This is a genomic window from Cohnella endophytica (assembly GCF_003628305.1).
In the GTDB taxonomy this organism is placed as follows: Bacteria; Bacillota; Bacilli; order Paenibacillales; family Paenibacillaceae; genus Cohnella; species Cohnella endophytica.
Genome location: NZ_RBZM01000007.1, coordinates 163,019 through 175,682, shown reverse-complemented (window position 1 = coordinate 175,682; position 12,664 = coordinate 163,019). Strand labels below are relative to the sequence as shown.

The following is a 12,664-nucleotide window of genomic DNA, read 5'->3' as shown; positions in this document are numbered from 1 at the left end:
ATGCGTTTTGTGCTTTCATACTCCGGATTTGTGTTCTTGTACTGCGCCGACAATTTTTTTTGGTTATTGGACAAAAATAGGAGGGGTGCGCGGATGCTTCGCGAGAGCCAACAAAACGCGGAACACGAACGCTGAGACGGCTTCACGGCGCAAAATAATCTGTCGTTTGATTCCACAAATGCCGATTCCTATTCGAAATCGTTTGTTCCTATTCTTCATTGGAACCCGTTACCTCGAAAATGAATACACTCTTTGTATTGATATCTGCGGAATTTATGATATTATGTAAATGCGTTGTTGGAAAGCTAGTATCCAAAATATACGGCGATCTTTACAAGCAGATAATTTTTGACCACATCCGCAAGGAAGTCAAGGCCATACGGACAGCCGGGTCAAATGCCGACTGGCAACTTAAGTTGCCTTATTGATTGAGTTAAAAGCTCAAATTTTATAAGTTTGGTTGCTATTCGACCGATGCATAGCATCGCACATCAACTTGTGAAACGATCAATAAGAGTATTAAAGGCGATTATTTGCTATATAGACTCTGATACGTCACCGATATATTTTGAATATTAAAGAGCTTCCTTAGCGAGCTATGTCCCGATGATCGGTGACATTTAATATTCCTGATTATCTTAACAAGTGTGATTACGCGATTATGCGTTATTTCCACTTGTTTTTTTGTGCGAATAAAGCGATGACGCTATCCGAACCCACAACAAACCATGTAGCAAGGGAGATCGAGAAAATGGGAAAAGCGCTAATTATCGGTTGCGGCGGAGTGGCTTCGGTAGCCATCCACAAATGTGTTCAAAACAGTGAGGTTTTCGAAGAAATCTGCATCGCAAGCCGCACCAAGTCCAAATGCGACGATCTGAAAGCAAAACTCGACGGCGGCAAAACGAAAATTACGACCGCGCAGGTAGATGCCGACAACGTGGATGAGCTCATCGCGTTGATCGAGGAAGTCAAACCGGATATCGTCATGAACTTGGCGCTGCCCTACCAGGATTTGACCATCATGGATGCCTGCCTGGCAACCAAGACGCACTATATGGATACCGCTAACTATGAGCCGGAAGATACCGCGAAATTCGAATACAAGTGGCAGTGGGAATACCGCGAGCGCTTTGAGAAAGCCGGCATTACCGCTCTACTGGGCAGCGGATTTGACCCGGGCGTAACGGGCGTATTTTCCGCTTATGCGCTCAAGCATTACTTCGACGAGATTGAATATATCGACATCCTGGACTGCAACGGCGGCGACCATGGCTATCCGTTCGCGACGAATTTCAATCCGGAGATCAATATCCGCGAAGTATCCGCCAACGGCAGATATTGGGAGAATGGCGAATGGATCGAAACCAAGCCGATGCAGATCAAGCGCGAGTATATCTTCGCCGAAGTCGGCCAGAAGGATATGTATTTGCTTTACCACGAAGAGCTGGAATCCCTTGCCGTCAACATGCCGGGACTGAAGCGCATCCGCTTCTTCATGACCTTCGGCCAAAGCTATCTGACCCATCTGAGAGCGCTGGAGAACGTAGGCATGACTTCTATCGAGCCGATCGAATTCGAAGGCAAGAAAATCATTCCTCTGCAATTCCTGAAGGCCGTCCTGCCGGATCCGGCTTCGCTTGGACCGCGTACGGTCGGCAAGACGAACATCGGCTGTATTTTCCAAGGCAAGAAAGACGGCAAGCCGGTATCGTACTACGTGTACAATGTCTGCGATCACCAAGAGTGCTACAAGGAAGTCGGTTCCCAAGCGATCTCTTATACGACCGGCGTTCCGGCCATGATCGGCGCGGCTATGGTGCTGACCGGAAAATGGAACAAACCGGGCGTATTCAACATTGAAGAGTTCGATCCGGATCCGTTCATGGAAGAGTTGAACAAATGGGGACTTCCATGGGTAGAAGACTTTAATCCTGTATTGGTCGATGACGGTCAAGAATCGCCCCAAGCGGCCAAACAACCGGCGTTGGTTCGATAAGATGAGGTTTGAAGAACTGCCTACGCCTTGTTTTGTCGTCGACGAAGCTCTCATTGAGAAAAATCTGAAGATTCTCGGCGGCGTCATGCAGCGAACGGGAGCAAAGATCGTTTTGGCCCAAAAAGCATTCTCCATGACAACCTTTTATCCCCTCATCGGCGAATACTTGAGCGGCACGACCGCAAGCGGCATATTCGAAGCCCGACTTGGCTACGAGGAAATGGGCAAAGAAACGCATGTCTTTGCCCCTGCCTACCGGGAAGACGAGATGGACGAGATTATCTCCATCTGCGATCACATTATCTTTAATTCCTTCTCCCAGCTGGAGAAGTTCAAGGACAAGGCTCTTCAAGCCGGCAGGAAGGTAGGCTTGCGCATCAATCCGGAATGCTCCACGCAAGTCGGGCACGAGATCTACGACCCGTGCTCCACAGGCTCCAGATTCGGCGTCAAGCGCGAGGATTTCCGCCCGGATCTGCTGGATGGCGTAACCGGACTGCACTTCCATACCCTGTGCCAACAAAACTCCGACGATTTGGAGACGACGTTGAACGCGGTCGAAGCAAGGTTCGGAGAGTGGTTGCCGCAAATGGAATGGATCAACTTCGGCGGCGGCCACCATATCACGAGAGACGATTACGATCTCCCCACCCTTGAAGCCTGCATTAAGAGAATGCAGGAGAAATACGGGCTAGAGGTGTATTTGGAGCCGGGGGAAGCCGTTGCGCTCAACGCAGGCTACCTCGTCGCATCCGTACTGGATTTCCATAAGAACGGAATCGAGATTGCGATTCTCGACACCTCCGCGACCTGTCATATGCCGGATGTATTGGAAATGCCGTATCGCCCCCCTCTTCTAGGGGCCGGCGAGCCTGGAGAGAAGCCGTTCACCTATCGGCTTACCGGTCAAACCTGTCTAACCGGAGACGTGATCGGAGATTATTCGTTCGATCAACCGCTCCAGAGCGGCGATCGTCTCGTGTTCGGGGACATGGCGATTTACTCCATGGTGAAGACCAACACGTTTAACGGCACGCCGCTGCCGGCCATTGCCGTTCAAGGCAAAGACGGCGATTGCCGCGTGGTGCGCCAATTCGGTTATCAAGATTTTAAGACGCGACTAGCGTAGAATCGTAGATGCTTCAACAGGCCGACACCGGTATGCAACCGGTGTCGGCCTGTTTTAGTGTATCCCAAACGCGGTATCGTTACTTCCACTCGTCCGCCAGAATCGCATAAACGCAATCGTCATACCATTGGTCATTCAGCCGATAACTTTTGACAAAATGGGCTTCTTTTCTGAACCCCAGATTTTCAAGAAGTTTTATCGACTTCGCATTGTCAGGATCGACCGAACCCGTAATTCTATGTTTGCGGAGCCCAGTGAACAGATAATCGATTACGGCCCTGACCGCCTCGGAGGCATATCCCTTGCCTTGGAATTCGGGAGAAAGGGTATAGCCTATTTCAATCTGATAATCGTCATCCACGAAATGAACGCCGATATCGCCGACAAGCTGTCCATTCTTCAGACAAACAGCCAGTTGTAGCCATGAACCTCCGGTATTCGGCACAACAGCCCTATTCGCCGCGATAAACTTCTCAACTTCGTTAATCTCCTTTGGTCTCCATGATTGATACTTAGAAACCTCAGGCATGGAGCGATATTCGAAAAAAACATCCCTATCTCTCATGTCCAGCGTTCTGATCGCCAAACGATCTGTCGTAATCGTATCGAATTTACTCACTTCGCTTGCCTCCGCTTATATATTCAAGGGCCGTAGTCCCGTATACGCTTTTAAAGTGTTTATTTAAGTGGGTTAGATCAAAAAAACCGCATGCGGCTACCGCTAAATAAATATCCCTATTTTTCTCGATTAACTGCTTTGCGCGTTCTACTTTGCAATTAAGGAAGTATTGGTACGGTGAAATACCCGTATGCGCCTTAAATAATCGGATGAATTGAAATTTCGATAGATCAAGCCCTATACAAATTTCATCGAGCTTGAGGACGTGTTCTAAATTTGCATGAATCATATCCTTGGCTTTTCTTATGATCACGCTATCTTTCTTATCGTTTAACGAAAGTTCCGTTCGAACAAGGCGATCCGACAGGGATAAGAACAATTCGCTGCATAATGCCTCGTCTTTCTCGCTTAGTATGGCTTGGGAAAGGCTCAAAACTCGTTGTCCCAGACTATTATCGTACACGATAGGGGTTGGAAATCGCACAAGATCCTTTTTCCCTATACCCTCTAAGAACATTTCGGGATCAATATACAGCATCACGTAATCAAGGCCCGACTTATCGTGTGCCATACCGTCGTGTACCTGTTCCGGATTGAAGAACATAACGCCGTTTTGATGGGATAATTGTAAGCTGCCATCTATATGATAATGTTGAATGCCGCGCAAGGTTACGCCTATTGCGTACTCTTGGTGTGCGTGCTTTTTATACTTGAATTCCGTCATGCTTGCCGACAATGCAGTAATGCCTGCCGACTTTTTATAAAGAAATTTGTCCATTACAGCACCTCTGCGTAAGCTTAGCTAAATCCAGATCATAATGGCAGCGTAAACTAATAAAATGGCCATCGCAACACTTACAATCCTGTTGTGCTTCTGTATAAGCTCTTTGAAGATCGTACCGAAAAGAACCCACGTCGTAAAAGCTAAAAAGCCAATCAAGGTGATCGCAATAATACTTAGCGTTATGGCAGGGGCCGCACTATAATAGGGCATAATAAAGGTTGGAATCACAGTCAATGTAAACAGTACGACTTTCGGATTTAAAAACTGCATCATGAAGCCGGATAAAAAGGTAGCCGTTTGGTTTACAGTCGGATTTGACGAATTTGTTTTGCAGATTAGATAAGCTAGATAGAGCATATAAATGCTCCCGATAACCTGCATTGCGATTAATATTTTCGGCAGAATCGTAATTAGCAAATTATTCAACAGGGCGGAAAAAACAAGTAATAAGCCAAAACCAACCGTTGCTCCATACGAATACTTCATTGCTTTTTTTGCCCCATAACGATTAACTGTGGACAAAATGACGATATTCGTAGGTCCCGGCGTAAACGTCGCAATCATGCAGTAAATCAAAAAAGAGGTAAGATCCATGAGAACGCTCCTTCCAAGCTGTTCTCCTATCCTACATCTTATAAGATTTGCCATATAGTATATTATTGCTGATCGGACGGACTTGACTTATTGCCTCTCGACTAAATTGTAATGGACTTACATACCCTACTTGATAACATGCCATTTCGCCCCTGATGCGAAAAACATGGGAGCGAACAATCACCGCTTACTAAAATGCGGAATATACAAATGCATAGGCACTTATCCCACGCATGCTTATTCTGATCGATACCCCTGATTCTGTAAACTATGCGAATCGGAATAGGCACAAAGGAGTTTTTCAGGTTGGTGGAACAATCCTCCCATTACTTTGTCCGAGGCAACACTGCGCACGGAGCCCATTTCTTGCATAAATCCGCCTTTGATGGGCTGAACAAGATTTACGTCCTTACGGGTCCCCAGGGTACGGGAAAATCGACGGTCATTCGCAGCTTGGCGAATAGCCTGCTGGATAAAGGCCAGCATGTGCAATGCTTTCACTCTCCTCTCCGTCCCGACGAACTGGATGGCATCATTCTAACGGAATGGAAGGTTGGCATTATCGACGGGCGAGTCTGCGAGGGGATTTCGGAGAACGAGGCCGGCGAAATCGACTTTATCCATTTCGGGGAAGCGCTTGATAACGGTCTTATTTCACCGGAACATTCCAGGGCGATAGAGGATCTTAAAGGTAAGCTTGTTAGTGCTTATTCAAAAGCATATGAAACGTTCTTAACCGCACTGCGGATTCATGACGAATGGGAAAAATATTATATCGAAAGCATGGATTTCGTGAAGGCCGACCGAATTGCGCAGGATTTGATTCAAGAATTATACGCTGGCCATGAAAGTAATACGCCAACCGTTGGGCGTCACTTGTTTTTCGGAGCTGCGACTCCTAAGGGGGCATTCGATTTTATTCAAAGCTTGACCGATCAGCTGCAAAGACGGATTTTTATCAAAGGAAGGCCGGGTTCCGGAAAATCGACGCTGTTAAAAAAGCTTGCCGCCGCTGCCGAAAAGAAAGGAATCGAAGTTCAAGTGTTTCATTGCGGCTTTGATCCGAACAGCCTGGATATGTTGATATTCCCGAAGCTCCGAACAGCTATCTTCGACAGTACCGCCCCACATGAATACTTTCCGGATCGGGACGGGGATGAAATCCTGGATATGTATGGGCTTACTATGGCTCCCGGCACGGATGAAGCCTATGCAGCCGAAATAGCCGCCATTAAAGAACGCTATTCGGCAAACATGACAAAGGCCACCTCCTTTTTGGCGGAAGCCGAGGCCATCGATTCTCAAATTAAGGCCTACTATGTTGCGGCCACGAATTTTACGATCGTAGAGGAGCTCCAACTGCGATTGCAGTCCGAATTGAATGAACGGATCGGGCTCGATGCAGCTTTCATAATTTAGGTTACGGTTCTCCGCGCTATCTGCAACGGCAAGATTAAAGGCCATCCTTATACAGGATGGCCTTTAATCACATCGCCTTTTATGCTCCTTGACTGCTAACCATTAGGCAATGAGACCGTAAAGCGCACCCAGTAAGAAAGCTACATTACGGAGATGAGCAAACGGGGTTATCTAGCTGCACGGCGGACCATCATTTCCTGTCGTACGAAGCCGTACTTCTCATAGAGCCCATGCGCGTCTCGCGTACCGAGATAAATAGACGTATGGCGTATGCGAGGATGGTCGACCAAAACAGCCATCATCCATTTGCCGAGTCCTTTTCCGCGATGGTCCGCGTCGACGATCACGTCGCACAGCCAGGAAAAGGTTGCTCCATCCGTTACCACCCGCATGAAACCTACTTGAAGCCCTGCCGCGCTGTAAACTCCGAGACAAAGCGATTGTTTCCAACTCGTCGTGATGGTTTCTTCCGACCGTTCCGCAGCCCAATAACTGCCTTTCAATAATGCAAGGATCAGATCCGACTGCAGCTCTTCCGCATTGTCGCTGATTCTATAAGGCAGGTAATCATGAATCCACTCCATCTGTACGCCTCCTATCGTTCACGATACGTAATACATTTAGTATAATGGTGACAGTTAGAAGTGAAAAATGAATTATTTATTGTTTATACCCATACAGATTGAGGTGGAAGATCATGAAATACGAGAACGTGAAGGACGATCTGAAACAACGGATTAACAGCGGGTCTATCAAGCCGGGCGGCAAGTTACCGTCCATCCGAGAGCTTAGCATACAATGGGAATGCAGCAAAAACACCGTAATCCGAGCCATCGATGAATTGGAAAAAGAACACCTGATCTACTCGGTACCGAAGAGTGGCCACTACGTAATTGTTCGCTCCTCCAAGTCCGAGGATCGTCCGGAAGGGCGGATTGATTTTACCATGGCTGCTCCGGATCCCGGTATTATCCCCTATGAAGAAATTCAGCACGGTTTGAACCGGGCCGTACAGCAATACGGGGATCGCCTTTTTACATACGGCGATCCTCTCGGATTTCCATCTCTACGCGAGGCGATATCCCGGCACCTCGCAACCTCTCAAATTTTTGCCGGACCCGAACGGATCTGCGTCGTCTCCGGCGCCCAACAAGCTCTTCATTTGCTTGCCTCCATGCCGTTCCCGAATGGGAAATCGGCGATCTTGGTCGAACAGCCCTGCTATGCCGGAATGTTGAAATTAATGAGCCTCCTCGGGGTAACCGCAATCGGAATCGCCCGAACGGAATCAGGCCTTGACCTCGATGATTTGGAACGGCATTTTCGGAACAATTCCATTAAGTTTTTTTATACGGTCCCCCGGTACCACAACCCGCTCGGAACCAGCTTGTCGCGTCGGGAGAAAGAAGCAATCGCGGCAATGGCGGAGAAATATGACGTGTATATCGTGGAGGACGATTATCTCGCAGACTTGGAAACGGACAGCAAATCCGATCCCATCTGCAGCTATGATTATTCGGGCCGCGTCATCTACATCCGAAGCTTCTCCAAAATTATGCTGCCCGGCCTGCGGCTCGGTGTCGTCGTGCTTCCCGAAGCCTTAATCGCTTTATTCCGAATGTACAAATCGTCGAGCGACTTAAGCACGTCCGCCCTTTCGCAAGCCGCTTTGGAGATTCATCTGGGCAGCGGATTGTTTCAACGCCACGCCGCCGTGATGAGGGATCGCTATGGCATTCGAATGAAGGCTCTGCAGGAAGCATGCAGCCGATATTTGAACGAGGGTTTCCGTCTAAGCCAATCAGCCGGCGGCATATTTGCCCAACTCGAGCTGCCCGATCATCTGGGGGCAGAGGAGCTGGCCACGGCCCTTCGTCAGAAGGACGTGCATGTCTTTCCTACGATACATTGCTACCTTCCTAGCGTGGAAAGCGCGAACAGTTGGCGCCTCAGCATTATTCGCGCGAGTGAAGAAGAGATTGAGGACGGTATCCGGATGATCCGCCAGACGGCCGACGAGCTCATGAGCCAAAGAAGCTCAAACAAATTCAAACGATCGGCCATTACTTGGATTTAAAAAGGGAGAATCGAGGCGATTCTCCCTTGGGAAAAGCTTAATATAACCTTCTAGCGGAGGAATAGATTTTCCGGCGCCGGAATTGCCGTTTGGAAAACATAGCCGGAAGTCCCCGACTGGCCATTGCTATAGGACAGGCTCCCGTTTCCTCCTTTGCCTGCGCTGCCGCCTCCGCCGCCGCCCGGATTTGCGGTTGGGTTGGAGCCCGCATAGGCACCGCCGCCGCCTCCGTTTACATTCAGTGAGCCGGTTACAATCGGAGCAGAGGAAGAGATGAGATGAATAATTCCGCCGCCGCCTCCACCGCCGCCTCCTTCTGACAGTCCTGCATTATCGTCGAAACCGGCCGCTCCTGCGCCTCCGTTGGCATTGATGGAGCCGGCCACCTGTACGGAAACTTTCCCGAGAAGGACAACAATACCGCCTCCGCCTCCGCCCGTTCCTACAATTCCTTGGCCGGCTGTCTGCGGGTTGGTCCCGTTGGCACCCGAAGCGTTTATTATACCTGAGTTGACGATTCTGACATTTCCTTTGGCAACCAGGATAAGCGATCCGCCGCCTTCGCCGCCCGCTCCGTTAGACTGCCTGTTTCCTGCCCCTCCCGCCGTTGCCCCGGGTGAAACAATTTGCGCGGCTTGCAGCTTGGACAAGCCTATCCCGCCGTTCGGTTTCCCGGCTGCTCCCAAGGAAATCCCCGGGTGCGGAAAACCTCCGGCGCTGTCTTGCGCGCCCCGGTCTACATTGATATTCCCCGTAACCGTGATATCACCCGAAGAGCGCAGAATCGTGCCGCTAGGCAATACAAGTATTCCGGAAATATTGATGCTGGAGAACTGGAAGTTGTCCTTGCCGGGCAAAGAGTCGAAACCTGCAGCGGTCGTCAAATCCAAAGTTTGACCAGACGGGACGTTAAGCGCTCCGGCCGAGCCATCCCCATAGAGGGCGTCAGTCGAAGACGGTCCTTGCGGGCCTATAGGACCTGACGGACCTGTTGCGCCCGTCGGCCCCTGAGGACCTGTTGCACCAGCCGGTCCATTAGCCCCCGTGTCGCCCTTCGGCCCCTGCGGCCCCGTTGCACCTTCGCCTTGCGGACCCGTAGCTCCCATGTCGCCCTTCGGTCCCTGCGGCCCCGTTTCCCCCGTGTCGCCTTTCGGTCCCTGCGGCCCAGTTGCACCTTCGCCTTGCGGACCCGTGGCCCCTGCAGGCCCGACAGTTCCAGGCTCGCCTGCGTCGCCCTTCGGCCCTTGCGGCCCTGCTGCGCCTGGCGCTCCAGCCGGACCGGCCGGCCCTTGGTCGCCTTTCAGATTCAGCTTGTACATCGTCTCGTTGTTGGCACAGCTGCTTCCCGGAGCGATCAGATTCATTTTCCCGCTGCTACCAACGCAAATGTTTAACGAATTCAATACCGTAGTGGCCGCCCACGCCCCTTGCATATTCATTCCGATCAGCACGATCAACGTGGCCAGCGCCAGTTTGCCCATCCATTTCTTCACCTTTTTCCGCGCCCCTCTCGCCTATATGAATTGAACTAGCTTCAGCATCCGCTTGAGCATCGTAACCGTTTCTGCACGGGTGGAATAGCTGAGCGGTCGGAATATGCCGTCCCCGCCAACGATTCCCGCTTGCTGGGCGTACTGTACGTATTCCCTGGCCCAGCCCGAGATCGCCATCTCGTCGCCGTATGGCCGGTAAGCCGGAAGGCTTCCGGAAGGAAGACCTCCCGCATAGTTCATGGCCCTGACCATCATACCCGCCAGCTCTTGTCTCGTAATCTTCTGCATCGGCCGGAAGGTCCCGTCGATATACCCCGAGATCAATCCGGCTTGATAAGCCGTGTTGACCGCCGCAACGTACCAGCCCGATCCGGTATCGGAGAAAGGGTTCCTCGCGTCCGATTCGTTCAGTCCTAGCGCCCGAACCAGAAGCGCAGCGATTTCCGCCCGCGTAATGTCGGCATCCGGAGCGAAAACCCCTTCCCTGCGCCCTTGCACCACAAGCTTGGATCCCAGCAATTCCACATCCGCCCCGGCCCAATGCTTGGCCGTGTCAGCGAACGTGAGGGGTCGGTCGATGACGGCATAGATGCTGGCTCCCTGCCTCTTCATAACCGCCGTCCATTGGCCCCCGTCCTGCTTGGCGAAATGCGTAGGAACGAATCTCAACTCGTTCCGCTCCGGCACCCACCATACCCCCGTCGCCGTATCCGGAACGGGATCGCCTTGGACGGTCAAAATCCGCGTTACGTATTGGCTGAACGAACTCATCCATACGCTCTTTCCCGTCGAGCCAGTTATCTGAACCTCGAAGGCCAGCGGGTTCGACAACAAGCGTCCCCCCATGTCCGAGACGGAGTCGCGAATTGCCTGCCGCGTCGGCTCGTCCGGCTCTCGAATGGTAATCTCGCAACGAATCGACTCTTCCGGAATTCCGAATTGACGGCTGTAAGGCGATAGATCCAACTCCGATAGAGGAAGATTCATTGAAGCGGCGCCTTCCCTCATGACGATTATCGCTTTCGGATTGAGCGATCTTAACTCTTTCAAGTTCGCCGCAGAGATAGAGATCGTCCCGCCCCCTGAGCCTATTTGCAGCTCGACCCGGCCTTTGAGAACGTCCTCCTTGGACAGGGTCTGCCGACTGCTTCCCCCATCCTTGGACACGATTTCGAAGCTTAAGCCCGGGGAAGCGGGATTTTCGGTCGGAATGACCGGCGAAGAAGGATTCCCCGGAGTCGGCGTGCCGCCCGGATCTTCCGGCGTTGTTCCGTTGCCCGGGTCCTCCGTTACCGTAATGGTCGTCTCCGCCGTGAACCCTTCATAGGTTGCGGTCAGCTTCGTCTGCCCGCTTCTTAAGCCCGTCACCGTGCCGTGAGCATCCACGGTCGTTATTAAAGCATTCTGCACTTCATAGGAAGCGAAAGATGCGACGTTCGCGGTCGATCCGTCCGCTCGGACCGCCTCTAAGGAAGTAGAGTGAGTCCGCCCAGACGTAACCGAATAGGAGGTATGACCGAATCTTAACCCGTTAATCGGGTTTGGCGGACTACCTTCCGTGAATTCCACTTCAACGCTGGATGCCACGGGTAAGCCGTTCAAGCTCGCCGTAATTTGCGCCGTTCCCGCCGACAGAGGCGCCATAAGAACCGCTTGATAGGCTCCGCTACTTTCGTAAGTTGAAGCAATCATGACGGGAATGTCTTCTCCGTTAGGGGCTTCCGGCGGAATGGCTCCCTGTTCGTCATTCAATTCCAAGGGATCATCGACGGGACCGGGCATTCCCGACAACCCTTTCAATGTTCCCAGCTTGCCGTATTTCGCCGAAACAAGACTCGTTTCGTATCGCCCGTTGGTTGCATAGGTTACGCTGCTCAACGCTCCCAATGTCGCGGACAATTCAAACAAACCCGCCTGCTCGGATACGTCGTTTCCGAACTCGTCCTTTAACTGAACCGTTATGATGCTTTGGCTGGAACCGTCCGCAGGGACAGTCAGCCGGCTTGCGGTAATCACGGAACGCGCCGGAGACGGAGGACCGGCGGTAAAGCTCACGCTGGCCATATCCGCAACAGCCTTTCCATCTACGAAGGCACCGATATAAGCAACCCCCGCCGTAGTCGGAGCCGTCAACACGGACGTATATTCCCCCGGGCCGGTGATCGATACCCCTTCCTCCAACCGACCGCTCGTCGAACTGAATCGGATGTCTTCCGGCGGAAGAGATACCGGATTTCCTTGGCCGTCCGCCAGAGACAACGAGACGACTGTCCGGCTAGTCCCGTCGGCCGGAAGCGCCGTTTCCCGGACATCGACCGTGCCGATGACGATTCTCTGATCCTCCGCCGCGTAAGACGGCGCTTGGCCCGAAACAACGCCCGTGAGAAGCGCCATAATCAGGAACGGCGCCATCCATCTTCCCGACGGACCCGCTTTCTTTCGACTTGGATTCAACATCTCCCATCCTGCCTTCCCATTTTTCCGCTGGTTGTTAAACTATTCCTTTCTATTCTATCAGACATGATATTACACCAAACTGAAAGGATAGCG

General features: G+C 51.5%; 10 protein-coding genes. 4 read left to right on the top strand and 6 right to left on the bottom strand.

Annotation, left to right across the window (positions count from 1 at the left end; genetic code table 11):
• Positions 1 to 751: 751 nt before the first annotated feature.
• A complete protein-coding gene (locus D7Z26_RS16750; RefSeq protein ID WP_120978138.1) occupies positions 752 to 1,999 on the top strand; it encodes a saccharopine dehydrogenase family protein in 1,248 nt (415 codons plus the stop codon).
• 1 nt (position 2,000) lies between these two features.
• Entirely contained in the window at positions 2,001 to 3,128 is a 1,128-nt protein-coding gene (gene nspC, locus D7Z26_RS16745; protein ID WP_120978137.1) for a carboxynorspermidine decarboxylase, read from the top strand.
• 79 nt (positions 3,129 to 3,207) lie between these two features.
• On the opposite strand, the gene D7Z26_RS16740 is transcribed toward nspC, so the two are convergent.
• The 3 genes from D7Z26_RS16740 to D7Z26_RS16730 are packed head-to-tail and all read right to left on the bottom strand — an operon-like array spanning position 3,208 to position 5,125.
• Positions 3,208 to 3,747 (bottom strand): GNAT family N-acetyltransferase, encoded by a 540-nt coding sequence (locus D7Z26_RS16740; protein WP_120978136.1) that lies wholly within the window; start codon positions 3,745 to 3,747, stop codon positions 3,208 to 3,210.
• Positions 3,740 to 4,525, bottom strand: a complete 786-nt coding sequence (locus D7Z26_RS16735; protein WP_120978135.1) for an AraC family transcriptional regulator — start codon at positions 4,523 to 4,525, stop codon at positions 3,740 to 3,742. The genes D7Z26_RS16740 and D7Z26_RS16735 overlap by 8 nt, the downstream gene beginning before the upstream one ends.
• 24 nt (positions 4,526 to 4,549) lie before the next feature.
• Positions 4,550 to 5,125, bottom strand: coding sequence for a LysE family translocator (locus tag D7Z26_RS16730; protein ID WP_120978134.1), 576 nt, complete (start codon positions 5,123 to 5,125; stop codon positions 4,550 to 4,552).
• A 366-nt stretch (positions 5,126 to 5,491) separates the two neighbouring features.
• Here D7Z26_RS16730 and D7Z26_RS16725 point away from each other — a divergent pair, with 366 nt between their 5' ends.
• Positions 5,492 to 6,544 carry a nucleoside-triphosphatase gene (locus D7Z26_RS16725; protein ID WP_233566986.1) on the top strand — a complete coding sequence of 351 codons (1,053 nt, stop codon included), beginning with the start codon at positions 5,492 to 5,494 and terminating at the stop codon, positions 6,542 to 6,544.
• A 167-nt stretch (positions 6,545 to 6,711) separates the two neighbouring features.
• Here D7Z26_RS16725 and D7Z26_RS16720 read toward each other — a convergent pair whose 3' ends face one another.
• Positions 6,712 to 7,128: a GNAT family N-acetyltransferase gene (locus tag D7Z26_RS16720; protein ID WP_120978132.1), complete on the bottom strand. Its 417-nt coding sequence runs from the start codon at positions 7,126 to 7,128 to the stop codon at positions 6,712 to 6,714.
• 113 nt (positions 7,129 to 7,241) lie between these two features.
• Here D7Z26_RS16720 and D7Z26_RS16715 point away from each other — a divergent pair, with 113 nt between their 5' ends.
• On the top strand, positions 7,242 to 8,621 hold the full coding sequence (locus D7Z26_RS16715; protein ID WP_120978131.1) for an aminotransferase-like domain-containing protein: 1,380 nt from the start codon (positions 7,242 to 7,244) through the stop codon (positions 8,619 to 8,621).
• 50 nt (positions 8,622 to 8,671) lie between these two features.
• On the opposite strand, the gene D7Z26_RS28120 is transcribed toward D7Z26_RS16715, so the two are convergent.
• Together D7Z26_RS28120 and D7Z26_RS16705 are read right to left on the bottom strand one after the other, a co-directional pair.
• Positions 8,672 to 10,114 carry a collagen-like domain-containing protein gene (locus D7Z26_RS28120; RefSeq protein ID WP_199731727.1) on the bottom strand — a complete coding sequence of 481 codons (1,443 nt, stop codon included), beginning with the start codon at positions 10,112 to 10,114 and terminating at the stop codon, positions 8,672 to 8,674.
• A gap of 21 nt (positions 10,115 to 10,135) precedes the next feature.
• The gene (locus D7Z26_RS16705; protein WP_158602350.1) at positions 10,136 to 12,568 is read right to left on the bottom strand and encodes an invasin domain 3-containing protein; all 2,433 of its coding nucleotides are present in this window, start codon (positions 12,566 to 12,568) and stop codon (positions 10,136 to 10,138) included.
• Positions 12,569 to 12,664 lie beyond the last annotated feature (96 nt).